At 71.9% G+C, this 26,362-nt stretch carries 18 protein-coding genes; 6 read left to right on the top strand and 12 right to left on the bottom strand.

The window, feature by feature from the left end; all coding sequences use genetic code 11:
* Window positions 1-25: 25 nt before the first annotated feature.
* On the bottom strand, window positions 26-1,717 hold the full coding sequence (locus ACFPZI_RS10825; RefSeq protein WP_381361431.1) for an extracellular solute-binding protein: 1,692 nt from the start codon (window positions 1,715-1,717) through the stop codon (window positions 26-28).
* Between the two features lie 386 nt (window positions 1,718-2,103).
* Between ACFPZI_RS10825 and ACFPZI_RS10820 the strand changes: the two genes are divergently transcribed.
* Window positions 2,104-5,079, top strand: a complete 2,976-nt coding sequence (locus ACFPZI_RS10820; protein WP_381361428.1) for a glycoside hydrolase family 3 C-terminal domain-containing protein — start codon at window positions 2,104-2,106, stop codon at window positions 5,077-5,079.
* A gap of 322 nt (window positions 5,080-5,401) precedes the next feature.
* On the opposite strand, the gene ACFPZI_RS10815 is transcribed toward ACFPZI_RS10820, so the two are convergent.
* From ACFPZI_RS10815 to ACFPZI_RS10805, 3 genes are all read right to left on the bottom strand, one after another.
* Window positions 5,402-6,847 (bottom strand): aldehyde dehydrogenase family protein, encoded by a 1,446-nt coding sequence (locus ACFPZI_RS10815; RefSeq protein ID WP_381361425.1) that lies wholly within the window; start codon window positions 6,845-6,847, stop codon window positions 5,402-5,404.
* Between the two features lie 482 nt (window positions 6,848-7,329).
* Window positions 7,330-8,943 carry a PucR family transcriptional regulator gene (locus ACFPZI_RS10810; RefSeq protein WP_381361423.1) on the bottom strand — a complete coding sequence of 538 codons (1,614 nt, stop codon included), beginning with the start codon at window positions 8,941-8,943 and terminating at the stop codon, window positions 7,330-7,332.
* A gap of 207 nt (window positions 8,944-9,150) precedes the next feature.
* Window positions 9,151-11,289 (bottom strand): ATP-binding protein, encoded by a 2,139-nt coding sequence (locus ACFPZI_RS10805; protein WP_381361420.1) that lies wholly within the window; start codon window positions 11,287-11,289, stop codon window positions 9,151-9,153.
* Between the two features lie 370 nt (window positions 11,290-11,659).
* Here ACFPZI_RS10805 and gabT point away from each other — a divergent pair, with 370 nt between their 5' ends.
* Window positions 11,660-12,994, top strand: coding sequence for a 4-aminobutyrate--2-oxoglutarate transaminase (gene gabT / locus ACFPZI_RS10800; RefSeq protein WP_381361418.1), 1,335 nt, complete (start codon window positions 11,660-11,662; stop codon window positions 12,992-12,994).
* Window positions 12,995-13,469: 475 nt separating this feature from the next.
* Window positions 13,470-14,105: a phosphatase PAP2 family protein gene (locus ACFPZI_RS10795; protein ID WP_381361416.1), complete on the top strand. Its 636-nt coding sequence runs from the start codon at window positions 13,470-13,472 to the stop codon at window positions 14,103-14,105.
* Between the two features lie 633 nt (window positions 14,106-14,738).
* Here the strand turns inward: ACFPZI_RS10795 and ACFPZI_RS10790 are convergent.
* The 7 genes from ACFPZI_RS10790 to ACFPZI_RS10760 all read right to left on the bottom strand — a co-directional run bounded on the left by ACFPZI_RS10790 (window position 14,739) and on the right by ACFPZI_RS10760 (window position 22,523).
* Window positions 14,739-15,194 (bottom strand): hypothetical protein, encoded by a 456-nt coding sequence (locus tag ACFPZI_RS10790; protein WP_381361413.1) that lies wholly within the window; start codon window positions 15,192-15,194, stop codon window positions 14,739-14,741.
* Window positions 15,195-15,366: 172 nt separating this feature from the next.
* Window positions 15,367-16,770 (bottom strand): NAD(P)/FAD-dependent oxidoreductase, encoded by a 1,404-nt coding sequence (locus ACFPZI_RS10785; protein WP_381361410.1) that lies wholly within the window; start codon window positions 16,768-16,770, stop codon window positions 15,367-15,369.
* 6 nt (window positions 16,771-16,776) lie between these two features.
* Window positions 16,777-17,577 (bottom strand): ABC transporter permease, encoded by an 801-nt coding sequence (locus ACFPZI_RS10780; protein WP_381361407.1) that lies wholly within the window; start codon window positions 17,575-17,577, stop codon window positions 16,777-16,779.
* A complete protein-coding gene (locus ACFPZI_RS10775) occupies window positions 17,577-18,503 on the bottom strand; it encodes an ABC transporter permease (protein ID WP_381361405.1) in 927 nt (308 codons plus the stop codon). The genes ACFPZI_RS10780 and ACFPZI_RS10775 overlap by 1 nt, the downstream gene beginning before the upstream one ends.
* Window positions 18,503-19,687, bottom strand: a complete 1,185-nt coding sequence (locus ACFPZI_RS10770) for an ABC transporter ATP-binding protein (RefSeq protein WP_381361402.1) — start codon at window positions 19,685-19,687, stop codon at window positions 18,503-18,505. Before ACFPZI_RS10770 ends, ACFPZI_RS10775 begins: the two co-directional genes overlap by 1 nt.
* Before the next feature lie 4 nt (window positions 19,688-19,691).
* On the bottom strand, window positions 19,692-20,939 hold the full coding sequence (locus tag ACFPZI_RS10765) for an ABC transporter substrate-binding protein (protein ID WP_381361399.1): 1,248 nt from the start codon (window positions 20,937-20,939) through the stop codon (window positions 19,692-19,694).
* A gap of 48 nt (window positions 20,940-20,987) precedes the next feature.
* A complete protein-coding gene (locus ACFPZI_RS10760) occupies window positions 20,988-22,523 on the bottom strand; it encodes a gamma-aminobutyraldehyde dehydrogenase (protein WP_381361396.1) in 1,536 nt (511 codons plus the stop codon).
* 195 nt (window positions 22,524-22,718) lie between these two features.
* Between ACFPZI_RS10760 and ACFPZI_RS10755 the strand changes: the two genes are divergently transcribed.
* Entirely contained in the window at window positions 22,719-23,351 is a 633-nt protein-coding gene (locus ACFPZI_RS10755; RefSeq protein WP_381361394.1) for an NADAR family protein, read from the top strand.
* 85 nt (window positions 23,352-23,436) lie between these two features.
* Here ACFPZI_RS10755 and ACFPZI_RS10750 read toward each other — a convergent pair whose 3' ends face one another.
* A complete protein-coding gene (locus ACFPZI_RS10750) occupies window positions 23,437-24,375 on the bottom strand; it encodes a hypothetical protein (protein WP_381361391.1) in 939 nt (312 codons plus the stop codon).
* Between the two features lie 152 nt (window positions 24,376-24,527).
* Between ACFPZI_RS10750 and ACFPZI_RS10745 the strand changes: the two genes are divergently transcribed.
* Window positions 24,528-25,604, top strand: a complete 1,077-nt coding sequence (locus ACFPZI_RS10745) for an adenosine deaminase (protein WP_381361388.1) — start codon at window positions 24,528-24,530, stop codon at window positions 25,602-25,604.
* 59 nt (window positions 25,605-25,663) lie between these two features.
* Complete coding sequence (locus ACFPZI_RS10740; protein WP_381361385.1) at window positions 25,664-26,350, top strand: glycerophosphodiester phosphodiesterase; 687 nt, start codon at window positions 25,664-25,666, stop codon at window positions 26,348-26,350.
* Window positions 26,351-26,362 lie beyond the last annotated feature (12 nt).

Below are 26,362 nucleotides of genomic sequence, written 5' to 3'. Positions count from 1 at the left end.
CGGTTCTCCTTGCCTCGGTCCCGGGTCAGCCGGCCGCCGGGCCGTTCTCGTCGAGGATCTTCTGATACCAGTCGCGCAGCTTGTCCCCGCCCTTGCTCTTCCAGTCGGACACGGCCTGCTGCATGTCGCCGATCTTCTTGTGGCCGCGGACGATGTCGTCCTCGAGCTGCTCGAAGTCGTTGGAGAGGCTGGTCAGACGGGAGGGCTCGGTGATCTGCATCCCGTAGAAGGGGGTCTTCCTGGTGAAGGCTCCCATCCGCTGCTGCCACTCGACCTGCCCCTTGGCGACGTTCGCGAAGTCGGGGTGGGCGATGGTCGGGGCGGGGCTCGCCACCATCACATAGGCGTTGACGACGTGGTTGTTGCCGGTGTCGTTCTTGACCGGGACGCCGTCCTCGACGCTGTAGTGGGTGCCCTCGACGCCGTAGTTGGTCAGCATGAACTCCTTGGTGCCGTACGGCGCCGCGGTGACGTTGGCGACCGCCAAGGTGTCGCGGATGACGGCCTCGGATGCCTTCTTGTTGACGAAGGCGAAGATGTTGGCCGGCTGCGTCGCGTACAGCGTGGGATCGCCGCCGCCGTGGCCGAAGATGTCCATGCCCCAGATCTCGAAGTCCGGGTTCTGGGTGGCCTGGGCCGCGGTCAGGCCGTACCAGCTGGAGATGTCGTTGTTGTAGATCAGGAACTCGCCGGCGGCGAACTTGGTGCTGGGGTCGGTGGCCTGGCTCTTGCCGAGCTTGAAGTCGGGGTGCACCACACCGGCGGCGAACAGCTTGCGGGTCCATTCCAGGGCCTCGAGGTACTGCTCCAGCTCGGCCCGGTAGACCAGCTTGCCCCCCTCCTCGATCCAGCCGAGCGGCTTCTCCTGGCCGGAGGGCACACCGAACGTGTTGAACGCGGTCCACTTCATGTCGCCGCAGGCCCACCGCTTCGCCTTCGCGTTGGTGGCGTCCTTGGCCAGCGCCACGAACTCGTCGGCGGAGGTGGGGAGGTCGTAACCCTCCTCGTCGAAGATGTCCTTGCGGTAGTACGGCACGATGTTGGTGACGTAGGAGGCGGGCATCGGCAGGCCGCGCAGTTTGCCGCCGAAGATGGAGCGCTGCCAGGCGTCCGTCGGGATCGCCGCGAGGTTCGGGTACTCCTTGACCTTGTCCCCGGACAGGTAGGGGCCGAGGTCGGCGAACTTGCTCGTGATGGCGCTCGGTATCTTGCCGCCCATGTTCCAGCCGGGGATCACCACGACGTCCGGGACGTCGCTGGAGGCGAGGACCGCGCCGAGCTTCTGGTCGTAGGTGTTGCCGTCCTGGTTCTGCCAGGCGACGTCGACGCCGATCAGGTCGTTCATGGCCGTGTAGTAGGCGTTGTCGCCCTTGGGCGGCGAACCCCAGAACGGCGCCATGATGGTGACCTTGCCGCCCTTGCCGAGCTTCTTCGGCACCGAGGTCTTCAGGCCGGCGAGGTCGAGCTTGCCGGTGAAGCCGACCGCGGAGCCGTTCTTCGACGCGATGTCCGGGGTCACCACGCTGCCGGCCACGAAGGCCGGGAGGATGTCCTTCGCGTCCTTGCCCGAGGTGGTGCCCTCCCGCGAGCCGCTGTCCGCACCACCGCACGCGGCGAGCAACGGCATTCCCCCCGCCACCGCCGCGGTGGCGACCGCCGTGGAGGCGAGGAAACTTCTCCGGCTGGGCCCGGAGGAGGTGGAGGCGTTCGGCGTCATTGCGTCAACCCTTCATGGCGCACCAGGACACCCGGCGGTAGGCCGTCGGCTGCGGTGTCTTCACTGGAACTGGCTGAGCCGAAGCGGTCGTTCGGAGGGAACGTGCCGGGGAGGCGGCCTCGCAGTCGAAGCGCTTCGATGTTGCTGCGAGGTTAAGTGAACACCCAGGGACGCACAAGAGTTGCTTACAAGATTCCTCGGAGGTGCACCGAGGAACTGCAAGAGCACCATGCGCACAATGCACGCGCACTCTTCAAGGAAATGTCCGCGAGATTCCGCCGGCCGTCCGATCGCTCGCGCCCATGTCCTTGACACCCACCCTTCCCGGAATCAGCATCGAAGCGCTTCGAAAGCGCTTCGTCGTTCCACCGCAAGGGGATGTCCACGTGACCGCACCAACACCGCCCACTCCGCCTTTCCGCGATCCGCGCCTGCCGTTCGCGAAGCGCATCGACGACCTTCTGTCGCGGCTGACCCTCGAGGAGAGGATCGGAGCTCTGCACCAGTTCACACCCGCCGTCGAGCGGCTCGGCATCGCCGCCTTCCGCACCGGCCAGGAGGCACTGCACGGCGTGGCCTGGATGGGTCCGGCGACGGTGTTCCCGCAGGCCGTCGGGCTGGGGGCGACCTGGAACCCGGAGCTGGTACGCCGGGTCGGCGAGGCGGTGTCCAGGGAGACCCGTGCGATGCGTGCCCGGGACGAGCGGGTCGGTCTCAACGTCTGGGCGCCGACCGTCAATCTGCTGCGCCACCCCCTGTGGGGCCGCAACGAGGAGGGCTACTCGGAGGATCCCCGGCTCACCTCGGCGATCGCCACCGCCTACACCCGCGGCCTGCGCGGTGATCATCCGACGTACTGGCGGACGGCGCCGGTGCTCAAGCACTGGCTCGCGCACAACAACGAGACGGCCCGGGACACCACGTCCGGCTCGGTCCGCCCGCGGGTGCTGCACGAGTACGATCTGCGCGCCTTCCGGGACGCCGTCGAGGCGGGTGCGGTGGCCGGCGTGATGCCCGCGTACAACCTGGTCAACGGCCGCCCGAACCATGTCTCGCCGTATCTGCGCGAGCAGTTGCGCACCTGGACCGAGGAGGAGCTGCTGGTCTGCTCGGACGCCGGCGCGCCGTCCAACCTGGTCGATTCCGAGCACTACTTCGACACCCACGAGGAGGCCGTCGCCGCCTCGCTGCGGGCCGGGGTGGACAGTTTCACGGACCACGGCACGGACAGCTCGGTCATCGTGGGGCGCCTCGAAGCGGCGCTGCGGCAGGGGCTGTTGACGGAGGCCGAGATCGACGGCGCGGTCCGCCGGCAGCTCTCGGTGCGCTTTGGGCTCGGCGAGTTCGACCCGGGCGCGGACCCGTACGGGGGCGGCGGGGACGGCGGGGACGGCGGGGGCAGCCGTGTCCCGCAGGCGGAGGGGGGCGCCGACGAGCACGCCTTCGACACCCCGGAGCACCGGGCGCTGGCGCAGGAGGCCGCCGAGCAGGCAGTCGTCCTGCTGAAGAACGACGGCCTGCTGCCCCTGGCCCCGGCGCCCACCCGTGTCGCCGTGGTCGGCCTGCTGGCCGACGAATGCAAGCTCGACTGGTACAGCGGCACCCTGATCCACCGCTCCACTCCCCTGGAAGGGCTCTACGAGCGGTTCGGCGCCGAGCGGGTGGAGTTCACGGAGGGCGTGGACCGCGTCCTGCTGAAGACCTCCGCCGGCGCCTTCCTGCACGTCCCGCCGGCGCCCGACACCCCTGACGCGGCGCGCGGCGCCGAGGGCGCGCTGGATCCGGCGCTGCTCGCGGGCCGTACCGACCTGGCCCCGCTCACCACCGGGCCAAAGGGCACCGACCTCGCCCTGGTCGACTGGGGCGAGGGCGTGCTGACCCTGCGTGCCCCGGACGGCCGGTATCTGTCGGTCGCCGAGGACGGCTACCTCCGCGCCTCCGCCGACCAGCCCGGCGGCTGGGTCGTGCAGGAGACGTTCCGGCTGGAACCGCACGGTGGCGGTCACCTCCTCAGGCACCTGGGAACAGGACTCCCTGTGCAGGTCGCCGCCGACGGCGTGAAGGTTGCCCCGCAGAACCCCACTGCCGAGGAGAGCGCGGCTGCCGGGCAGGACGCGGCGGCCGGAGCCGGCCCCGAGGTGTTCGAGCTGATCGTCACCGAGTACGGCGAGGAGGCCGTGGTGCGGGCCGCCGCACGGGCCGACGTGGTCGTGGTGGTCGCCGGCAACGACCCGCACATCAACGGCCGGGAGACCGAGGACCGGACGACGCTCCGGCTGCCCGCCCAGCAGGAGCTGCTGCTGCGCGCGGCCCGCGCCGCCAACCCCAGCACCGTGCTGGCGCTGGTCTCCGCCTACCCGTACGCGGTCGATCCGACGGACCTGCCGGCGGTGCTCTGGACCGCGCACGGCGGGCAGGCCGCGGGCACCGCGCTGGCCCGGGTGCTCGCCGGTGACGTCTCCCCCGCCGGCCGGCTTCCGCAGACCTGGTACGCCGACGACGCCGATCTCCCCGGCCTGCTCGACTACGACGTGATCGGCTCCCGCCAGACCTACCTGTACTTCGGGGGCACTCCGCTGTTCCCCTTCGGTCACGGCCTGTCGTACGCGGCCTTCGCCTACGGCGACCTGACGGCGCGGGCCGAGGAGCAGGCGGTACGCGTCTCGTTCACGGTCACCAACACCGGTGCCGTCACGGCCGACGAGGTCGCCCAGCTCTACACGCGGGCCGTGGACCCCTCGGTGCCGCGTCCGCTGCGCGAGCTGGTGGCCCACCGGCGGCTGGCCCTCGCGCCCGGCGAGACGGCCGAGGTCGCCTTCGAACTCCCCCTGTCCGCCTTCGCGTTCTGGGACGTGGCGGTGGCCCGGTGGCGGGTGGAACCGGGCCGGTACGAGCTGCTGGCCGGCGCGTCCAGCGCGGACATCCGGCAGTGGTCCACCGTCACACTCGACGGCGAACCCGCCGCCGCCCGCGCGGCCCTCGAACACGGCCTGGACGCGGCGGACTTCGACGAGCAGAACGGCACCGTGATCGTCGACCGGAGCAAGGAGTCGGGCGACGCGGTGACGCCAGTGGCCGGACAGGAAGGCGAACTGGTCTTCCGGCGCTGCGACTTCGGGAACGGGGCGAGGGAGGTGACCGTCGAGGTGTCCGGCGAGGGCACCGTCGAACTCTCCCTCGACGGCGGCCCCGTGCTCGCCGGACTGTCCCCGTCGGCCCCGACGTCGGGCCCGTACGACTACGTCACGCTCGGCGCGCCCCTCGCTTCCACCGAGGTCCCGGCGGCCACCGCCGGCGTGCACGATGTGCGCCTGCGGCTGCGCGGCGCGCTGCGGCTCGCGCGGGTCGGCTTCTCCGGCTGAGGACACGAAGAAGCACGAAGAGGCACCCACAGGCACGGAAACGAAGGGGGTTCCGGCACCGGAAGGCACCGGACGCTGTTGGCGCATCCGGCGGACCCGGGGCATGAGTCCGCCGACCGTGACACTTTCCGGGAATGTGTCACGGTCGCGGCCGGAGTACCCGGCTCCGGCGGTACGGACTCGCGGAGCCCGGAACGCCAGACCGAATCGACCAGCAGCAGCCGGAAGGCATCGGTGCCGGGCCCCTCGCGGGCGACGCTCTCGCGTCACCCGCGAGGCCACCCGAAAACAGTTCCCGAGAACCGGGAACCAGCCGCCTGCCTCAGAGAGCGAGGCCGGTCAGGACCATCACCCGCTCATAGGTGTAGTCGTCCATCGCGAACCGCACGCCCTCGCGGCCCACGCCGGACTGCTTGGTACCGCCGTACGGCATCTGGTCGGCGCGGTAGGACGGCACGTCGCCGATGACGACGCCGCCGACCTCCAGGGCGCGGTGGGCCCGGAAGGCGGCCTGCAGGTCGTGGGTGAACACCCCTGCCTGGAGGCCGTACTTGGAGTCGTTGACGGCGGCGAAGGCTGCTGCCTCGCCGTCCGCCTTCGTCACCGTGAGGACGGGGCCGAAGACCTCCTCGCAGGAAATCGTCACGTCGGCCGGTACACCGGCGAGCACGGTCGGGGCGTAGGAGGCGCCGTCCCGCTTGCCGCCGGTGAGCAGGGTGGCACCGGCGTCGACGGCCTCCTGCACCCACGCCTCGACACGCTCGGCGGCGTCCTGGCTGACCAGCGGGCCGACGTCGGTCGCGTCGTCGGCCGGGTCACCCGTGACCTGGGCCTCCACGGCGGCGACGATGCGCGGCAGCAGCCTGTCGTACACGGCGGCGTCGGCGATGACCCGCTGCACGGAGATGCAGGACTGGCCGCCCTGGTAGTTGGAGAAGGCGGCGATGCGCTGCGCGGCCCGGTCCAGGTCCTCGTCGCTCGCCCAGTCGGCGAGGACGACGGCCGCGCCGTTGCCGCCGAGCTCCAGGGTGCAGTGCTTGCGCGGCACCGAGTCCATGATCGCGTAGCCGACCTTCTCGGAACCGGTGAAGGAGATCACCGGCAGCCGCTCGTCCTGCACCAGGGCGGGCATGCGGTCGTTCGGGACCGGGAGGATGCTCCAGGAGCCGGCAGGCAGTTCGGTCCCGGCGAGCAGTTCGCCGATGAGCAGCCCGGACAGCGGGGTCGCCGGGGCGGGCTTGAGGACGATGGGGACACCGGCGGCGATGGCCGGGGCGATCTTGTGGGCGCACAGGTTCAGCGGGAAGTTGAACGGCGCGATGCCCAGGACGACGCCCTTCGGGAACCGCCGGGTGAGGGCGAGCCGTCCCTGGCCGCCGGCGTCGGTGTCGAGCCGCTGGCCCTCTCCGCCGTTGAACCGGCGGGCCTCCTCGGCGGCGAACCGGAACACGGACACGGCCCGGCCGACCTCGCCGCGCGCCCACTTGATCGGCTTGCCGTTCTCGGCGGAGATCAGCCGGGCGATGTCCTCGGTGCGCTCGACGAGCCGCCGGCTGACGTGGTCGAGAGCGGCGGCGCGGACATGGGCGGGGGTGGCCGCGAACTCGTCCCGTACGGCGTACGCGGCGGCCACGGCCTCCTCGACCTGGGCGTCGGTGGGCACGCTCACCGTGCCGACGACCCGGCCGTCCCACGGGGAGGTGACGTCGAAGGAGGCCTCGCCGGTGGCCTGGCGGCCGGCGAGCCAGAAGGCGTGGGTGGAAGTCATAGGAATCCCGGCCCTTCCGCGTTGGGGTGGGTGCTTGGCCTGTCGCGTCCACGGTAGGGGCCCGCGGATGACGTGGCGTTTGTCCGAGTCGTAGCAGTCGGTCCGCGGCTCGCGCCGCTTTGGCAGATCGGTCGCTGACCCGTCCTGCGCGGCAGGCCTCCCCGGTGGCTGACCACCCGGGCTCGCGACTGACGGCGGCCGTGAGCCGACGACCGTCAGGCGGAAGCCGTCGACCGGAAGCCTGTCAGCCGGCGGTCGCCGGCCGGCGGCACGTCACTCGGCGGTACGCCGGCCAGAAGCCGGTCAGCCGGCGGCGCATCACTCGGTGGTCGCCGGCCTGCAGTCACCAGCCGGAAGCCATCGAACGGCGGCACGTCCTGGGCGGTCGCCGGCCTGGACCTGCCAGTCGGCGGACGCCAACCGGAAGCCGGCCGCCTGCGGCCTGCGGCACGTCAGCCGGAGCCTGTCGGCCAAGAGCCCCGTCAGTCGGACGACGTCGCCTTCAGCGCCAGCCACAGCTCCATGCGGACGTCCGGGTCGTCCAGGGAGCGGCCGAGGATCTCCTCGACCCGGCGCATGCGGTAGCGCAGGGTGTGGCGGTGCACGCCGAGGTCGGCCGCCGCGGCGTCCCACTGCCCGTGCCGGGAGAGCCAGGCGCGCAGCGAGGCGACGAGGTCGCCGCGCCCGGTCGCGTCGTGTTCGTTCAGCGGCCGCAGCAGCCCGTCGGCGAAGGCGCGGACGGCGTCGTCCGCGAGCAGCGGCACCACGGATCCGGCGGCCATCTGCTCGTGCTCCACCAGCACCCGCCCCCGCCTCCTGGCCACCGACAGCGCCTGTCCGGCCTGCTTGTAGGCGGCGGAGGCGGCGATGGGACCGGCCGGTGCGGAGAGTCCCACGACCAGTTCGTCCTCGTCGGCGCCCATGAGGGGTTCGTGGGCGCCCCCGGCGCCCCGCGCGGCCTCCAGGGTGGCCGCGTGGTCGCAGCACGCGGCCACGGCCGCGCCGCCGTCGGCGGCCAGTACCACCAGCCGCTCTCCGTCCGGCACCACCAGGACCGCCTCGCCGGAGCGGGCGGCGGCGGACTCCACGACCTCCTCGAGCGCGCCGAGGGCGTCCCCGTTCGGGTCGCCCTGGGCGCGGGCGGCGGGCGCCGTGCCCGTCTCGGCCACGACGATCCGGAAGGGCGCGTCCAGGAGACCGCCGTACAGGTGTCCGGCCACCGCGCGGGCGTGGTCCGGCTCACCGGCGAGCAGCATGCGCAGGACGGCGGCCCCGATCCGCTGTTCGGCGGCGTGCAGGGAGCGGGAGCGTTCCGTGGTCAGGGTGAGCAGCGCGACGGCGGAGTGGACGGCGTACCGCGCGGCGGTGCCGAGCGCCGCGGCGGTGCCGACGGCGAGCGCGGCCCGGGGGCGCCGGCCGGTGCCGAGGGTGTGCAGTTCGACCCGGTCGTCGTCCTCCGGCCCGGCGACGACCGACGAGGCGGGTGCGGCCCGCTCCCGCAGCCGCCGCACGTCGGCCGTGAGCCGTGCGGCGCGCCGGCCCGCCCACTCCGGTGCCGTGGCGACGACGGCGCCCGAGGCGTCGTACAGCGCGGCCCATCCGTCGACCTGGGTGGCGAGCGCGGCCAGCAGGCCCTCGGGCCCGCCGGCCAGCGCCTGCCGGGTCAGCTCCCGCTGGGCCGCGAAGCCCGCGGTCACCGCGCGGTACTGGTCGGCTGCGACGGCGGCGGAGACGGCCTTGCTGATCGCCAGGAAGGGCGTGCGGCGCGGCACCTCCAGGAGCGGCAGCCCCTCCTCGCGCGCGGCGTCGACCAGTGCCTCGGGGATGTCCTCGTAGTGGACACCGACGGCGAAGCCGAGGCCGACCACCCCCGCCTCCACCAGCCGCTTCACATAGCGGCGCATCGCCGCCGCATCCTCCGCGTCCAGCTTGAGCGCGGTGATGAGCAGCAGCTCGCCGCCCTCCATGTACGGCACGGGGTCGGCCAGCTCACTGGCATGCGCCCAGCGGACCGGCACATCGAGGCCGTCCTCGCCCGCGCGCACGGTCAGCCTGAGCGCGGAATGGTGTGCGAGCGAAGCGAGCGTCAGAGGCATGGCGCCTTCAGGTCGGCGGCGGAACGGTCGGTCGGGTGTCCGAGTCGGTGAGCGGTATGACGTTTTGGCCGTCACGTATGAACGACCCTTATCAATTCTGCCTCACCGTATGCACACTGCGTCGCCCCATACGCTCCGCTCCCGGCGCTCACCCACCCGCTGCGAACCGACCCGCCCGGACCCGCGCCACCCCGCCCGGCGCGCCCCTCAGCCCCGCAGGTCGACCAGCAGCGGCGGCGCGTGCTCGCCCCGGACGTCGGTCAGGGACAGCACCGCGTGCCCGGCCGGCATCGCGTGCGCGAGTTCGGACGCGGACCACCGCTCCCGCTCGACCTGCCGTACGGTGACCGCCCGCGCGGTCGGCGCCTTGCCGGTGATGGCCCGCCGCACCGCGTGCCAGGCCTTGCCCGCCGGGCTCTCCGCGATGATCTGCCGGTCGGTGACGTCCCGTGCCTCGGTCCACTCCTTGCCCCAGACCTCGGCGAAGTCCTGCCCGTCCCACGGGGTGAGCCCGGCCAGCGCCATCCTGCATCCGACGGTCCCGAGCAGAGGTCCGCGCAGTGGCCTCGCCACGTCGTCCAGGGTGCGCAGGGTGAGCACGGCCCCGGCGTTGGCCGACCGCAGCCGCTGGATGCCGCGTACGGCCTCGGGGGTGATGACGCCGGTCGCGTCGTCCAGCAGCAGGCAGGCGAACAGGGAGCGGTCCTCGCGCTCCGTCACGCTCGCCGTGAACTGGGCGAGAACGAGCCGCGCCAGCACCCGCGACGCGTCGGCGTGGCCCCGCGCGGGCAGGTCGACCCGGACCCGTACGGGGTGGTCCAGCGCCTTGAGGGTGAAGGGCCGGGACTGCCCGGAAGTGTCGAAGCCCTCGCTCTTGAAGAACGTCGCGAAGGCCGGCCGGTCGAGCAGCGCCACCCGGTCGGCGAGGACCCCGCCGACGTCACCGGGATGTGCCAGCTGCCGTTCCCGGGCGTCGAGTTCGCGCAGCAGCGACTCCTGTCCCGTCTCCGTCAGACCCCGGCGCAGCTCGGCGAGCGGGCCGGGTGAGCCGTCGAGCAGACCGCGCAGCTCGGGGACGGAGGGGAAGCGGCCGTGCACCGCGCGGAAGGGGCCGAGCAGCTGGGCGAGGACGGTGGTGGCGCGCCGGCTGTCGTTGCCGGGGTGCGGATCGGCCAGGTCGCCGACCAGTGCCTCGGCGAGGACGGCGGCGGCCTCGTCGGGGTCGGTGGTCCCGCCGTACAGGTCGAGGTCGTACACGGAGTCGGGGTTGCCGATCCGTACCACGACGTCGTACGCGTCGGCCGGACCCGCTCCCACGCCGGCGGCGCCGACGACGACCACGGCGGCGCGTCCGGCGAGCGCGTGCAGGCACAGCGACTCGGCGAGCGGCCGGACGACGGCGCCGGTCTTGCCGGAGCCGGCCGGTCCGACCGCGACCAGGGAGGTGCCCAGCAGTTCGGGACCGAGGGCGAGGCCGGCGCCCCGGTAGGCGTACGGGTTGCGGGCGTCGTCGGCGGCGGTGCCGAGCCGCACCTGCCCGGTGACCAGGTCGTGCCGGGCCTGCCGGGCGGGCAGGTCTCGGGCGCCGGACGGGTGCGGGCAGGCGGCGGCGCCATGACTGAGCACCGTGCCGGTGAAGGTCTCGAGAGGGTGTCGGCCGCTGTGTACGCCCTGCCAGGCGCGGGTGATCCGGGCGTGGTCGACGTCCCGCATCAGCCCGGCGCGCGCGTCGGCGGCGAGCCGGTCCGCCGCGTCGGTGGCGCCGGCGGCACGCAGCGCGGGCCAGGTGGCGGGGTCGTCCTCGGGGGCCGGCGGGCGCTCGGCGGCCCGGGGGGTGCGACGCCAGGCGGGCGGCCCGTAGCGCCGCCAGATCTCGCCCCATCGGCCGAGCCGGCCCACACCGACCATGAGGAGACCCGCGATCAGCACGTAATAGGCGTAGACCACCACGACGGCGGCGAAGCTGTGGGGTTCGACCCACGAGTCGGGGATCATCGCGTACAGCGGCAGCAGCCACCAGCCGCCGAGGTAGCCGTTCCACAGCAGCGACCAGATCAGCCAGCCCACCAGGAACGCGATCAGGGCCCCGCTGAACAGCTGCCGTCCCGGAATGCGCTCCGGTTCCTCCTCCGGGCGCGGCCGGTGGCCGAACCGCCACACGCCGGGCAGTGCCTCCGGGCGGGGGGTGCGCAGCCAGGTCAGGAACGCCGACCCGTCCGGCAGGGGCGGCATGCCCGGTGCCCTGGCCGGCCTCGGGGGCACCGGGGGCACCTCCGGTGGCCCGGCAGGGCGCGGCACCGGGCTCGCATGCGTACCCCGTGCGTCCTGCGTCCCGTCGCCGTCCATCGCCCTTGCCCCCTGAGCAGCCGCGCCGTTCACCATCAGCGAGCCAATCTAACGCCCCGGCAGGGCGAGTTCACCGTTCACCCGGCCGGGTCGGGCCACGGCGGCACTCCGCGCGGTGCCGGGTCCACGCCGAATCCCGCGCCGAATCCCTCGCGGTTTCCGGCCGTCACCGCGCGCCGCCTGCCCGCCACGCCCCGGGCCGCCGTCGCATCCGCCGCCTTTTCTCCTGCCCCCCGGCCCCCCGCTATGTCCACACCGGACAACCCGGCCCCCCGGACAACGCCCACATGGAGCATGCCCAGTCTCCCCTCCCCGCCCTAGCCTGCGAGAAAAGAAGGCACGTGTCCGTTACACCCCCCAGGAGCCCCTCATGACCGCACTTCCGCAGGAGCGCCGCGTCGTCACCGCCATCCCGGGCCCGAAGTCGCAGGAGCTGCAGGCCCGCCGTACCGCCGCGGTCGCCCAGGGCGTGGGCTCCGTACTGCCCGTGTTCACCGCGCGCGCGGGCGGCGGGATCATCGAGGACGTCGACGGCAACCGGCTGATCGACTTCGGCTCGGGCATCGCGGTGACCTCGGTCGGCGCCTCCGCCGAGGCCGTCGTCCGCCGTGCCGCCGCCCAGCTCGCCGACTTCACGCACACCTGTTTCATGGTCACGCCGTACGAGGGGTACGTGGCCGTGGCCGAGGCGCTCGCCGAGCTGACCCCGGGCGACCACGCCAAGAAGTCGGCCCTGTTCAACAGCGGCGCCGAGGCCGTCGAGAACGCCGTCAAGATCGCACGGGTGTACACCAAGCGGCAGGCGGTCGTGGTGTTCGACCACGGCTACCACGGCCGCACCAACCTCACCATGGCGCTGACCGCGAAGAACATGCCGTACAAGCAGGGCTTCGGGCCGTTCGCGCCCGAGGTGTACCGCGTACCGGTCGCCTACGGCTACCGCTGGCCGACCGGCGCCGAGAACGCGGGCCCGGAGGCCGCCGCCCAGGCCATCGACCAGATCTCCAAGCAGGTCGGCGCTCAGAACGTGGCCGCGATCGTCATCGAGCCGGTCCTCGGCGAGGGCGGCTTCATCGAGCCGGCCAAGGGCTTCCTGCCCGCGATCAGCAAGTTCGCCGCGGACAACGGCATCGTGTTCGTCGCCGACGAGATCCAGTCGGGCTTCTGCCGCACCGGTCAGTGGTTCGCCTGCGAGGACGAGGGCATCGTCCCGGACCTGATCACGACCGCGAAGGGCATGGCCGGCGGACTCCCGCTCTCCGCCGTGACCGGACGCGCCGAGATCATGGACGCGGCCCACTCCGGCGGCCTCGGCGGCACCTACGGCGGCAACCCGGTGGCCTGCGCGGGCGCGCTCGGCGCCATCGAGACGATGAAGGAACTGGACCTCAACGCCAGGGCGAAGGCGATCGAGACGGTCATGAAGACCCGCCTGACCGCGATGGCCGAGAAGTTCGACCTCATCGGCGACATCCGCGGCCGCGGCGCCATGATCGCCATCGAACTCGTCAAGGACCGCGCGACCAAGGAGCCGAACCCGGAGGCGACGGCCGCGTTGGCCAAGGCCTGCCAGCAGGAGGGCCTGCTGGTCCTGACCTGTGGCACCTACGGCAACGTGCTGCGCTTCCTGCCGCCGCTGGTCATCGGCGAGGACCTGCTCAACGAGGGCCTGGACATCCTCGAGCAGGCGTTCGCACGCGTCTGAACAGGTATTCGTGCACATCTGAGCTGCCGCCGGAGCGGGTGAGCCGCCCCGGCATCCACGACCGGGGCGCGAGCGGCAGAGCGTGTGAAGAACGTGTGCGGGGTGGATGGCAGGAGCCTGTTGACCCTGTCGTGGGCCCACCCCCTGCCGTAGGTTCTACCGGGACAAGAGATACACCCGCTCACAGGGAACTGTGAGCGGTACGGGCCGAGGCCTCCCCAGCTTCGACCTGGTCGTGCCCTCGCGCACACAACGGGAGCCCCCAGGTTTCGGGTCTCCTCACGATCGGACGGCCGCCCGCCCCAAACCCCCCGGGGCGCGCGGCGTTCCGATCCGGATGGCTGCCCACGCGTCACGCGCGGCAGGCCGTTCCCCGAAGGGCCAGTGCTCACCCCCCCCTTGCACTGGCCCTTCGGCGTGCCACGCCCCGCGCCTGGCCGCCGCGGTCGGCCGCGCGCCTGCGAAGCTGTGCACCATGCTGCTGCTCGGACCTCCCCTTCTCCTCTTCGCCCTGATCACCTGGCAGGTCGTCGCCGACGGCCCCCTGGTGGGCCTGGACGAGCGGCTGAGCAGTGCGCTCATCCACCCGGACCGGTCCTCCGAGCTGCTCGCCGGCCTCGGCAACATCGAGGTGGCCGTGCCCGTCCTGGTGATCGCGCTGGCGTACGTCGCGTGGCAGGGGCGTGCCGCGGGCCGGGACCGCTGGTGGCTGCCGCCCGCGGCCGGAGCCGTGGCGATGGTCCTGGTGCCGGTGCTCGTCGTGCCCCTGAAGGCCTGGACCGACCGCCCCGGCACCCCGGCCGTGCCCCCGGCGGTCGGCTACTACCCCTCCGGCCACACCGCCACCGCCGTCGTCGCGTACGGTGCGGCGGTCCTGCTCCTCGTCCCGCTGCTGCGCTCACCGGCGGTCCGCCGCGCGCTCCTGCTGCTCTGCGCCGCCCTGGTCGCCGGCGCCTCCTACGGGTTGGTGCGCCGGGGCTACCACTGGCCGCTGGACGTGGCGGCCGGCTGGTGCCTGGGGGCGGTCCTGCTGATCTGCCTGTGGCTGCTGGTCGGCCGGAACAGCCCTCGGCCGGCCGCTGACCGGCAGCCGGCCGATCAGCGGAAGTAGCCGTCGAAGGTCCGCTGGAACTCCCGGCCTCCGAGCCCCGGTCCCCGTTGATCGACCAGGTCATCGGGCCGCGCAGGTCGGACCAGGTGCCGTGGGGTGCGTACGAGCCGCAGTCCGGGTGGCGGTGAACTGCTGCCGGTCGGGGGGCGGACTGGGTCCAGGTCGAGACGTCGGTGGTGCCGGTCCCGCTCGCGCCGAGGTGGACACAGGTGCCGCGGACGTGGGCGGAGAGCGTGCACGGGGGGGGGCCGGCCGCACGGTCACGGTCTGCGCACACCGGGCGTTGTCGCCGCCTGCCGGGGTCGCCCTGAGCGCCGAACCACCCCTGCGGACGGGCAGGTTCACGGTTTTGCCGGCTGTACAGGTCCAGTCGTCGAGGCCGGATGCGAAGCCGCCGTTCCTGATGAGGTCCGCGTCGGCCGCACGGGCGGCCGACGGGACACCGGACGCGGCGGGAGCCGCGGTGGCGAGCACGGCCAGAGGACCGAATGGCTGAAACGGTCTGCGGCGATCCACAACTTCCTCCGGGTACGGGGGAAACGGGGAGAGGAGGCTGGGGGGCGGAGCGCCTTCGAGTCGATCCGGGCCACTCGGGTTGTCAGAGCCTCTGCCACTGATCCGTCGTCCTGTCGGCTACGCCTTCTCCCGCCCGGCGAGTCCTGCCACCGCCTCGTGCATGGCCAGTTCGAGCAGGACCGGATCGGTGAGCGTGCCCGAACCGTCCGGCGGGAACAGCCAGCGCGTCCCGCCGGCCGACGAGCGGCCCGGATACGGCACCACGATCCAGGTGCCGTCCCCCGCCGTACGGATGCCGGTGCCGACCCAGCGGGCCGCGGTGCCCGGCGGCACGAGGAAGCCCATCCTCGCGTCACCGAAGTCGACCAGCACCGGGCCGGGCCGGTCGAGGACGCGGGTGAGCACGTCGAGCGTGGGGTAGCCGAGCTCGCCCGGCAGGATCAGCACGTCCCATGCCTTGCCGGCCGGCAGCAGCGCCACCCCGTGCGGGTTGCGCTCCCACTCCCAGCGGCACGCCTCGGGATCGGGCGCGACGGAGGAGAGCCACTCGACCGCCGACTTCGTCCCTGTCATCACAAACGCCTGCCTCTCTGTCGTGGACGCGGGAAATTCGCGTCACGAGGAGGAGAGGAAGCTTTCCGCCGGGCATTACGCGGGTTCCGGCACCCGATGGAGTGAACTGGATCACACTCGTCAAAATCCGGTCACCACTATCGAAAACCGGCCACGTCGCCGAGAACCGCTCTCAGCTGTCGAAGCCCAGCCCCAGCCTGTCCATGGTCCGCAGCCACAGGTTCCGGCGTCCGTCGTGGGTGTCGGCGTGTGCCAGCGACCACTTGGTGAGCGCGATGCCGGTCCAGGCGAAGGGCTCGGGCGGGAACGGCAGCGGCTTTTTGCGCACCATCTCCAGCTCCGTGCGCTCGGTGCGCTCCCCCGCCAGCAGGTCCAGCATCACCTCGGCGCCGAAGCGGGTGGCGCCGACGCCGAGCCCCGTGAAGCCGGCCGCATAGGCGACCCTGCCCCGGTGGGCGGTGCCGTAGAACGCCGAGAAGCGGGAGCAGGTGTCGATCGCGCCGCCCCAGGCGTGGGTGAAGCGGACTCCCTCCAGCTGCGGGAAGCAGGTGAAGAAGTGGTCGGCGAGCTTCGCGTACGTCTGTGGCCGGTCGTCGTACTCGGCCCGCACCCGCCCGCCGTACGGGTAGACCGCGTCGTAGCCGCCCCACAGGATGCGGTGGTCGGCGGTCAGCCGGAAGTAGTGGAACCGGTTGGCGCTGTCGGCAAGGCCCTGCCGGTTCTTCCAGCCGACGGACGCCAGTTGTTCGTCGGTGAGCGGTTCGGTCATCAGGGCGTAGTCGTAGACCGGGACGGTGTAGGCGCGGGCCCGTCGGACCAGGCTGGGGAAGATGTTGGTGCCGAGGGCGGCCGTGCGGGCGCGGATCTGCCCGTAGGGGGTGCGGACGGACATCCCGGCGCCGTACGAGCGCAGAGTGAGGGCGGGGGTGTGCTCGTACACGCGGACGCCGAGGTCGAGGCAGGCCCGCTTGAGCCCCCAGGCGAGTTTCGCCGGGTGGAGCATGGCCACGCCCCGGCGGTCCCAGAGGCCGGCCAGGAAGGTGGGTGAGTCGACCTGGGCGCGGACCGCGTCGGTGTCGAGGAGGTCGACGCCGTCGGCGAGGCCTCGGCGGTCGATCTCCTGGTACCAGTCGCGCAGTTCGCGTGCCTGGTAGGGCTCGGTGGCGACGTCCAGCTCACCGGTGCGTTCGAATGCGCAGTCGATGGCGTGGCGGGCGACCGTCTCCTCGATGGCGTCGAGGTTGCGGGCGCCCAGCCGCTCCAGCCGGTGGATCTCGTCCGGCCAGCGGGTCAGGCCGTTGGCCAGGCCGTGGGTGAGGGAGGCGGCGCAGAATCCGCCGTTGCGGCCCGATGCGGCCCAGCCCACCTCACGCCCCTCGACCAGGACGACGTCTCTTCCCGGGTCGCGTTCCTTGGCGATCAGTGCCGTCCACAGGCCGCTGTATCCGCCGCCCACCACCAGCAGGTCGCAGGCCTCGGCGCCGGTGAGAGCGGGCTCGGGGTCCGGCCGGCCGGGATCGTCCAGCCAGTAGGCGGCCGGCCGGGCATCGGCGAGGGATGTCGTCCAACGACTCATGGTCTTTTACGCCTTCTGCCGTTTGCGGCGGTTGCCGACGGCCATGGAGACCAGCACCAGCAGGACGGCGACGACGAACATGGCCGTACCGACGACGTTGATCTGTACCGGAGTTCCGCGCTGCGCGGAGCCCCAGACGAACATCGGGAAGGTGACGGTGGAACCCGAGGTGAAGTTGGTGATGATGAAGTCGTCGAAGGACAGGGCGAAGGCGAGGAGCGCGCCCGCCGCGATGCCGGGGGCGGCGATCGGCAGGGTGACCCTCAGGAACGTCTGGACCGGACCGGCGTACAGGTCCTGGGCGGCCTGCTCCAGGCGCGGGTCCATCGACATCACGCGCGCCTTGACGGCGACCACGACGAAGCTGAGGCAGAACATGACGTGGGCGATGAGAATCGTCCAGAAGCCGAGCTGGACGCCCATGTTGAGGAACAGGGTCAGCAGCGATGCCGCCATGACCACCTCGGGCATCGCCATCGGCAGGAAGACCAGCGAGTTCACGACGCCGCGGGCGCGGAAGCGGTAGCGGACCAGCGCGAAGGCGATCATGGTGCCGAGCACGGTGGCGCCGAGAGTGGCCCACAGCGCGATCTGGAGGCTGAGCGACAACGAGCCGCACAGACCGGAGACCCCGCACGGGTCCTTCCAGGCGTCCGTGGAGAACTCCTGCCACTCGTAGTTGAAGCGGCCCTTGGGCCTGTTGAACGAGAACACGGCCACCACCACGACCGGCAGCAGCAGATACGCGAGCGTCAGCAGTCCCGCGATGACGACGAGACGGCGCTTGAGCCGGTTGACGAAGGCCATCACACCAGATCCTCCGTGCCGGACTTGCGGATGTAGAACGTGACCGCGAACAGGATCGCGGCCATCAGGAGGAACGAGAGCGCCGCGGCCGTCGGATAGTCCAGGACGCGCAGGAACTGCGTCTGGATCACGTTGCCGATCATGCGGGTGTCGGTGGAGCCGAGCAGGTCCGCGTTGATGTAGTCCCCGGTGGCCGGGATGAAGGTCAGCAGCGTGCCGGAGACGACGCCCGGCATCGACAGCGGGAGGGTGACCCTGCGGAAGGTGGTCGCCGGCCTGGCGTACAGGTCGTTCGCCGCCTCGTGCAGCCGGGGATCGATGCGCTCCAGGGAGGTGTAGAGCGGAAGGATCATGAACGGAAGGAAGTTGTACGTCAGACCGCAGACGACGGCGAGCGGTGTGGCCAGCACCCGGTCGCCGGCGGTCCAGCCGAGCCAGGAGGTGACGTCCAGTATGTGCAGCGTGTTGAGGATCTCGACCACGGGGCCGCTGTCGGCCAGGATCGTCTTCCAGGCGAGGGTGCGGATCAGGAAGCTGGCGAAGAAGGGCGCGATCACCAGAATCATGATCAGGTTCCGCCAGCGTCCCGCGCGGAAGGCGATCAGATACGCCAGCGGGTAGCCGAGCACGAGGCACAGCACGGTCGCGGAGGCCGCGTAGAGCACCGAGCGGACGAACTGCGGCCAGTAAGCGGACAGCGCGTCCCAGTAGGTGGCGAAGTGCCAGGTGACCTCGTAGCCGTCCTCCAGGGAACCCGTCTGGACGGAGGTGGAGGCCTGGTAGATCACCGGCAGCGCGAAGAAGACGAACAGCCACAGCAGGCCGGGCAGCAGGAGCAGGTACGGCGTCCGGCGGCCCCGCTTCCGCGGCGGCTTCGCCTGCGGGGCCGGCGCCAGGGGCGGCGGCAACTGGGTGACGGTGGCCATCAGGCGGCCTCCTCCTCGACGGTCTCCACCCCGGCGGAGCCCACTGTCCCGGCAAGCAGGGACTGAGCGGCGTCGAGACCGAAGGTGTGCGCCGGGTTCCAGTGCAGGACGACCTCGGCGCCGGGCGCCAGCCGGTCGTCGCGGTCGATGTTCTGGACGTAGACCTCGAACGCGGTGCAGACCGGGCTGTCGACGACGAACTGGGTGGAGACGCCGAGGTAGCTGGAGTCGGAGATCCGGCCGGTGATCCGGTTGCGGCCCTCGGGTATGCGTCCGGCGTCGTCGGCGTGGACGAGGGAGATCTTCTCCGGGCGCACCCCGAGCAGCACCTTGCCGCCGGTCGCCGTGGGGCCGCTGTTGCGCGTCGAGGGCAGGACGAGCTTGCCGCCGCCCGCCTTCAGCACGATGTCGTCGCCCGACCTGGTGTCGACGTCGGCCTCGATGAAGTTGGACGTGCCGAGGAAGTTGGCGACGAACGTGGTGCGCGGGTTCTCGTACAGCTCGCTGGGCGGGCCGAGTTGCTCGACGCGGCCCCCGTTCATCACGGCGACCGTGTCGGCCATGGTCATGGCCTCTTCCTGGTCGTGCGTGACGTGCACGAAGGTGATGCCGACCTCGGTCTGGATGCGTTTGAGCTCCAACTGCATCTGGCGGCGCAGTTTCAGGTCGAGGGCGCCGAGCGGCTCGTCGAGCAGCAGCACCTTCGGGTGGTTGATCAGGGCGCGGGCCACGGCGACCCGCTGCTGCTGGCCGCCGGAGAGCTGGTGCGGCTTCTTGCGGGCCTGCTCGCCGAGCTGGACGAGTTCCAGCATCTCCCCGACCTGCTTCTTCACGCTCTTGATGCCGCGCCGGCGCAGACCGAAGGCGACGTTCTCGAAGATGTCGAGGTGCGGGAAGAGGGCGTAGGACTGGAAGACGGTGTTCACCGGCCGCTTGTACGGCGGGAGCGCGGTGACGTCCTGGTCGCCGAGGTGGACGGTGCCGGCGGTGGGTTCCTCCAGGCCGGCGATCATCCTGAGGGTGGTGGTCTTGCCGCAGCCGGACGCGCCGAGCAGGGCGAAGAAGGAGCCCTCGGGCACGGTCAGGTCGAGGGGGTGGACGGCGGTGAACGCGCCGTAGGTCTTGCCAAGACCGGTGAGGCGGACGTCCCCGCCGTGGGCGGCCGTGTCGTGCGTCGTCTTCATCTCGTCACGCCCCCGTGAGCTTCGCGAACTTCGCTTCGAATGCCGTCTCTTCCTCGGTGCTCAGGGAGCGGAAGGCACGGGACTTGGTCTGCATGGCCCTGTCGGGGAGGATCAGCGGGTTGTTCGCCGCGTCCTCGTCGATCTTCGCGAGCTCGTCCTTCACTCCGTCGACCGGACAGACGAAGTTGATGTAGGCGGCGAGCTCGGCGGCCGGCCGCGGCTCGAAGTAGTAGTCGATGAGCCGCTCGGCGTTGGCCTTGTGCCGGGCCTTGTTCGGGATCATCAGGTTGTCGCTGGACATCATGTAGCCGCTGTCCGGGATCAGGAAGTCGATGTCCGGGTTGTCCGCCTTCAGCTGGACGATGTCACCGGCCCAGGCGACGCACGCGGCGAAGTCGCCCTTGCTGAGGTCGGAGGTGTAGTCGTTGCCGGTGAAGCGGCGGACCTGGCCCTTGTCGACGGCCTTCTGGAGGCGGGCTATCCCCGCGTCGTAGTCGTCGGCGGTGAACTTCTCCGGGGCCTTGTCCATGTCGAGCAGGGCCAGGCCCATGGTGTCGCGCATCTCGGTGAGGAGGCCGACGCGCCCCTTGAGCTTCGGGTTGTCCAGCAGGTCGGAGAGGGTCTTCACCTCGACGCCGTCGAGCGCCTTCTTGTTGTAGCCGATGACGGCCGCTATGCCCTGCCAGGGGTAGGAGTAGGCACGGCCCGGGTCCCAGTCGGGGCTGCGGAACTGCGGCGACAGGTTGGCGTAGGCGTGCGGCAGGTGGGACGGGTCCAGCTTCTGCACCCAGCCGAGCCGGATCAGGCGGGCGGCCAGCCAGTCGGTGAGGACGATGATGTCGCGGCCGGTGTCCTGGCCGGCGGCGAGCTGCGGCTTGATCTTGCCGAAGAACTCGGTGTTGTCGTTGATGTCCTCGGTGTACGTGACCTTGATGCCGGTCCGTTCGGTGAACGCGTCCAGCGTGGGGTGTTCGCGCCCGCTGTCGTCGACGTCCATGTACTCGGTCCAGTTGGAGAAGGCGATGCTCTTGTCCTTCTCCGAGTGGTCCTCGGCCGATACGCCGCCCTGGGTGTTTCCCGCCGGGGGTATGCCGCAGGCGCTCAGCGCCCCGATTCCGCCGAACGCGAGCGCGCCGCCCGCGGAGGCGCGCAGCAGGGACCGGCGCGACAGGGCCGCCCTGCCGTTGCGGAAGCCGCGCCGCATGGCGGCCGCCTGGGCCGGGGAAAGGCGGTCGGGCTCGTACTGCTTCATACGCGTGGTGCCTTTCGGGAGTGGGCCGTGGGTCGGACGGCCCGGCTGCTATCGGTCCCCGAAGATCGTGCGGTGCCAGTCCTTGCGGACCACCGCGGTGGTGTCGAACATGACGTGCTTGAGCTGGGTGTACTCCTCGAACGAGTACGCGGACATGTCCTTGCCGGAGCCGGACGCCTTGTAGCCGCCGTGCGGCATCTCGCTGATGATCGGGATGTGGTCGTTGATCCACACGCACCCGGCCCTGATCTCGCGCGTGGCGCGGCCGGTCCGGTACACGTCCCGGCTCCAGGCGGAGGCAGCGAGTCCGTACGGCGTGTCGTTGGCGAGCGCGATGCCCTCGTCGTCGGTGTCGAAGGGCAGAACGACCAGCACCGGTCCGAAGATCTCGGCCTGCACGGCCTCGCTGTCCTGCGGGGCACCGGCGATCAGGGTGGGCCGGTAGTACGCGCCGGCGGCGAGTTCCCCGCCCGGAGCCTGACCGCCGGTCACCACGCGTGCGTAGGCGCGGGCCCGGTCGACGAAGCCGGCCACCCTCTCGCGCTGCGCGTGCGAGACCAGCGGGCCGAGGTCGGTCCCGGCGGCGAAGGGGTCGCCGAGCCGCACGGTCTCCATGAGCGCGGCGGTGCGCTCCACGAACGCCTCGTAGAGGGGCCGTTGCACGTACGCGCGGGTGGCGGCCGTGCAGTCCTGACCGGTGTTGATGAGCGCGCCCGCGACCGCTCCGTTGACGGCGGCGTCGAGGTCGGCGTCGTCGAAGACGACGAAGGGCGCCTTGCCGCCGAGTTCGAGGTGGATGCGCTTGACGGTGGCGGTGGCGACGGCGGCGACCCGCTTGCCCACGGCGGTGGAGCCGGTGAAGGAGGTCATGGCCACGTCGGGATGGCCGACGAGGTGCTCGCCCGCCTCCCGGCCGGTGCCGGTGACGATGTTGATCACGCCGTCCGGGATGCCGGCGTCGGTGGCGGCCTGAGCGAAGAGGAGGGAGGTCAGCGGGGTGATCTCGGCGGGCTTGAGGACGATCGTGTTGCCCGCGGCGATCGCCGGGAGGATCTTCCACGCGGCCATCTGGAGGGGGTAGTTCCAGGGTGCGACGGAACCGACGACGCCGATGGGTTCGCGGCGCACGTAGGAGGTGTGGTCGCCGGAGTACTCACCGGCCGACTGGCCCGTCAGGTGCCGGGCCGCACCGGCGAAGAAGGCGATGTTGTCGATGCTCCCGGGGACGTCGAACTCCCGGCTCAGTTTCAGGGGCTTGCCGCACTGCAGGGACTCGGCGCGGGCGAAGTCCTCGGCACGCTCGGCGACCACGGCGGCGAACCGGTGCATCGCGTCGGACCGCTCGCCCGGGGTGGCACCGGCCCACGTCCCGAACGCCTCCCGCGCGGCGGCGACGGCCGCGTCCACGTCGTCGGTGCCGGCGAGTTCGTAGGTGTACGCGTCCTCGCCGGTGGCCGGGTCGACGACCGTGTGCGTACGGCCCGAGGTGCCCTTCGTCAGCCGTCCCGCGACGAACTGCGCCCCGTCGGCGAATCGTTCCTGGGCCGGAAATCGTTTTGGGGTGGCATTGCCCGGGTGTTGCATGTCGCTCTCCTCCGTTTCCCGAGGGGGCGGCGTGGCGCCGGCTCGATTTGAGTGCCGATCCTGACAGAGGCATGCGACACCAACAAGTGATTCCGTTGTTTCCATTTGGTTACGCAACGAAATCTGTCGGCAGAGCCTCGCGTGAGCACGGAAAGGACGGGCCGATTGTCAGTGCTGCCTGCGAAACTCGCGCGCATGGGGATGAACACGGAGGCGGAGAAGGACATGGCGAGGGCTGGGACCGCGGTGGGAGCCGGGGCGATCGATTCCCGGGAGGCCCTGATCGAGGCACTGAGCGCCGGGGAGCGGATCAAGTACCTGCACTTCTGGGGGCACCAGCCACTGCCCGACGGCCGCATCGGGGCGAGCTGCCTGAGCCAGTGGTGGCCGTCGCCGTTCACGGTGGACGGCGTGACCTACGCGACCGCCGAGCACTGGATGATGGCGGCCAAGGCCCGGATATTCGCAGACCCTGAGGCGGAACGGAAGATCCTGGCCGCAGAGCACCCGGCCGACGCGAAGAAGGAGGGCCGGCTCGTCCGGGACTTCGACGAGGCGACCTGGCGGCGCGAGCGGTTCCGTGTCGTCGTCGAGGGCAGCACGCACAAGTTCGCCGCCCACGCGGACCTGCGCGCCTTCCTGCTGAACACGGGCGACCGCGTCCTGGTCGAGGCGAGCCCCAGGGACCGCGTCTGGGGCATCGGGCTCTCGGCAGGCAACGAGAGGGCGACGGACCCCGCCCAGTGGCGTGGCCCGAACCTCCTGGGCTTCGCCCTGATGCAGGCCCGCATCCGCCTCCGGGAGGCCGGGGCCGGCACGGAGGCATGAGCGGCCCGGGTCCGGCCGTCGGTGCGGGTGCGGGTGCGGGTGCGGGCCGAGGCCGTCGAGCCCGGCGCGGTCCGGACGACAGGCCCTACCAGTAGGGCGTGGTGAGGTCGAAGATGCCCAAGCCCATGCCCAGGACGATGCCGACTCCGCCGCAGATGAGGCCGGCCAGGGCGTGGCCGGGGTTCGTGGCTTCGCCGCGGGCCGCTTTGCCCCGGCCGAGGGCACTGAAGATCACGGCGAGGAGGCCGAGCCCGATGGCCAGCGGCCAGAAGCAGAAGATGACGGCCGAGATGATCCCGAGCACGAGTCCGGTGACGCCCATGCCGTTGGCGGGCTGCGGAGGCATGCCGGTCCAGCCGTAGTAGCCCTGGTCGGGCGTACCGCTGTAACCGGGGGCACCGGCATAGCCGGGCGGCTGCGCGGCCGGGTGGGCGTAACCGCCCTGGGGGCCGCCCGGGTAGCCGTACGGCGCCTGGCCGGGGCCGCCAGGGGCGACGGGCGGCGGCGGGACCGGCTCGGCGGCCGGGGGCGCGAAGGGGTTGGGGGCCGCGGCGCCACGGCCGACGGGCGTTGCGGGGGCGGACGGGGTGGAGGGGTCGGCCCAGGGCTGGGTGAACGGCGAGGCCTGGTTGGCGGCCGGGGCGCCCGTCGCGGGGAAGGACGTGACCGTCCGCTGGTCGTGCGCGGAGGGCGCCGAGGGAGCGGACGGGATGCCGGAGGCCGGGGGTGTGCCGGCCGCGCCGGGCGTACCCGGGGCGGGGGCCGGCGGGTCGAATTCCGGGAGAGCGAACGGGTCGGTGACTCCGGCGGAGCCCGACGGGCCGCTCGCGCCCTGACTGCCGAGGTCCACCTGGGTCGGCTCGGGCGGCGCCACGTCCCGCGGCGGGCTCTGGGGCGGCTGGGCCTGCGCGGCCCTGCTGTCGGCCGGCGCCGCCCAGACATCGTCATGAGCATGCGGGTCCCGGGGCGGAGTACCGCCCGCCGAGTTCCCCCGCGCTTTTGGCGCCTGCGCGTCGTCGGACATACGCCGGACCCCCTCCGTCGAACGTCCCGTCATGGTACGGCCCGCCCCCACCTCGTGCGTGCCCGGCCTACGATGATCCCCGATCCACCGATCAGCCGATCACCCGCGTCCCGCCGCACCCCGGCCTGGGACGCCGCTCCCGGGGAGGGACCATGACCGAACGCCTCGCCGCGTCCGCCGAGGCGGGCAGCGGCCCGCACGACTTCATCGCCGGACTGCCCAAGGCCGAACTGCATGTGCACCACATCGGTTCCGCCTCCCCCCGCATCGTCTCGGAGTTGGCCGCCCGCCACCCCGACTCCAGGGTCCCCGCCGACCCCGAGGCGCTCGCCGACTACTTCACCTTCACTGACTTCGCCCACTTCATCGACGTGTACCTGTCCGTCGTCGACCTGATCCGCACGCCCGAGGACGTCCGGCTGCTCACCTACGAGGTGGCGCGTGAGCTGGCCCGACAGCAGGTGCGGTACGCCGAGCTGACGATCACCCCGTTCTCGTCGACCCGCCGCGGGATCGACGAGCGGGCGTTCATGGAGGCGATCGAGGACGCCCGCAAGGCGGCCGAGTCCGAGTTCGGGACCGTGCTCCGCTGGTGCTTCGACATACCCGGCGAGGCCGGCCTGGAGTCCGCCGAGGAGACCACCCGGCTCGCCACCGACGACCGGCTGCGCCCGGAGGGCCTGGTCTCCTTCGGCCTGGGCGGACCCGAGATCGGGGTGCCCCGGCCGCAGTTCAAGCCGTACTTCGACCGGGCCATCGCCGCGGGCCTGCACTCGGTGCCGCACGCCGGTGAGACCACCGGACCCGGAACGGTGTGGGACGCCCTGGTCGACCTGCGCGCGGAGCGGATCGGGCACGGCACCAGCGCCGCCCAGGACCCCGAGCTGCTCGCGCATCTCGCCGAGCGGCGCATCGCGCTGGAGGTGTGCCCCACCTCCAACATCGCCACCCGCGCGGTCGTCGACCTGGATGAGCACCCGATCAAGGAGTTCGTCCGCGCCGGTGTGCTGGTCACCGTCAACTCCGACGACCCGCCGATGTTCGGCACCGACCTCAACACCGAGTACGCGGTCGCCGCACGGCTGCTGGACCTCGACGAGCGGGGCCTGGCGGCGCTGGCGAAGAACGCGGTGGAGGCGTCGTTCCTGGACGAGCCGGCCAAGGCACGGCTGGCGGCCGAGATCGATGCCTACACCACGTCCTGGCCCGCCTCCCGACCGCTGCGGTGAATCCGTCCTCCGCCACGATGGACCAGTCGTTCCGTGAACCGACCCCGCGAAGGGCTGCCATGCACAACGTGACCGCCGTGGCCCACCGCGGCGACCCGTACCACGTCCGCGAGAACACGCTCGCCTCGCTGCGTTCCGCGCTCCACAAGGGCGCGGACGCGGTCGAGTTCGACGTACGCCTCACCCGGGACGGCGTACCGGTCCTGCTGCACGACGAGACGCTGAAGCGGCTCTGGGGGCACGACCGCCCGCTGCCGTCGCTGTCCTGGGAGGAGGTGCGCGGCCTGACCGACGGCGGTGTGCCCACGCTCCCGGACGCACTGTCGGCGACCGAGGGCAGCAGGGTCATGCTGGACCTGCCGGGCGATCCCGCCCCTCGTGCGGTGCGCCGGATCGTGGACGCCGTACGGGAGCACGGCGCCCGGGACCGCGTCTACTACTGCGCGGGCGCCGCCGCCATGCTCGCCGTGCGCGCGGCGGACCCGTCCGCCGAGATCGCCCTCACCCGTACGTCGCTGGCCCCGCCGCGCGCCGGTGTCCTGGAGGCGATCCGGCCGCGCTGGCTGAACTACCGCTTCAGCCTGGTCGACCGGGCCCTCGCCGACCGGGTCCACGCGGACGGTTGTCTGCTCTCCGTGTGGACCCCGGACACCCGCCGTTCCCTACGCCGCCTGCTGGCGCTGGGCGCCGACTCGATCACCACCAACCGCATCGACGTCCTGTGCGCCCTGCGCGCCCCCCGGTAGGGCCCGTCCGGC

Source organism: Streptomyces chlorus, from assembly GCF_042655885.1.
GTDB classification, from domain to species: domain Bacteria; phylum Actinomycetota; class Actinomycetes; order Streptomycetales; family Streptomycetaceae; genus Streptomyces; species Streptomyces chlorus.
The sequence above is the reverse complement of the archived record's forward strand: the minus strand, read 5'-3'. Positions and strand labels throughout refer to the sequence as shown.

Bases quoted from the DNA above. Each gene is read 5' to 3' on its own strand.
- ACFPZI_RS10825 (WP_381361431.1), bottom strand. From the start codon at position 1,717: ATGACGCCGAACGCCTCCACCTCCTCCGGGCCCAGCCGGAGAAGTTTC.
- ACFPZI_RS10815 (WP_381361425.1), bottom strand. From the start codon at position 6,847: ATGACTTCCACCCACGCCTTCTGGCTCGCCGGCCGCCAGGCCACCGGC.
- ACFPZI_RS10810 (WP_381361423.1), bottom strand. From the start codon at position 8,943: ATGCCTCTGACGCTCGCTTCGCTCGCACACCATTCCGCGCTCAGGCTG.
- ACFPZI_RS10805 (WP_381361420.1), bottom strand. From the start codon at position 11,289: ATGGACGGCGACGGGACGCAGGACGCACGGGGTACGCATGCGAGCCCG.
- gabT (WP_381361418.1), top strand. From the start codon at position 11,660: ATGACCGCACTTCCGCAGGAGCGCCGCGTCGTCACCGCCATCCCGGGC.
- ACFPZI_RS10795 (WP_381361416.1), top strand. From the start codon at position 13,470: ATGCTGCTGCTCGGACCTCCCCTTCTCCTCTTCGCCCTGATCACCTGG.
- ACFPZI_RS10790 (WP_381361413.1), bottom strand. From the start codon at position 15,194: ATGACAGGGACGAAGTCGGCGGTCGAGTGGCTCTCCTCCGTCGCGCCC.
- ACFPZI_RS10785 (WP_381361410.1), bottom strand. From the start codon at position 16,770: ATGAGTCGTTGGACGACATCCCTCGCCGATGCCCGGCCGGCCGCCTAC.
- ACFPZI_RS10780 (WP_381361407.1), bottom strand. From the start codon at position 17,577: ATGGCCTTCGTCAACCGGCTCAAGCGCCGTCTCGTCGTCATCGCGGGA.
- ACFPZI_RS10775 (WP_381361405.1), bottom strand. From the start codon at position 18,503: ATGGCCACCGTCACCCAGTTGCCGCCGCCCCTGGCGCCGGCCCCGCAG.
- ACFPZI_RS10770 (WP_381361402.1), bottom strand. From the start codon at position 19,687: ATGAAGACGACGCACGACACGGCCGCCCACGGCGGGGACGTCCGCCTC.
- ACFPZI_RS10765 (WP_381361399.1), bottom strand. From the start codon at position 20,939: ATGAAGCAGTACGAGCCCGACCGCCTTTCCCCGGCCCAGGCGGCCGCC.
- ACFPZI_RS10760 (WP_381361396.1), bottom strand. From the start codon at position 22,523: ATGCAACACCCGGGCAATGCCACCCCAAAACGATTTCCGGCCCAGGAA.
- ACFPZI_RS10755 (WP_381361394.1), top strand. From the start codon at position 22,719: ATGGGGATGAACACGGAGGCGGAGAAGGACATGGCGAGGGCTGGGACC.
- ACFPZI_RS10750 (WP_381361391.1), bottom strand. From the start codon at position 24,375: ATGTCCGACGACGCGCAGGCGCCAAAAGCGCGGGGGAACTCGGCGGGC.
- ACFPZI_RS10745 (WP_381361388.1), top strand. From the start codon at position 24,528: ATGACCGAACGCCTCGCCGCGTCCGCCGAGGCGGGCAGCGGCCCGCAC.
- ACFPZI_RS10740 (WP_381361385.1), top strand. From the start codon at position 25,664: ATGCACAACGTGACCGCCGTGGCCCACCGCGGCGACCCGTACCACGTC.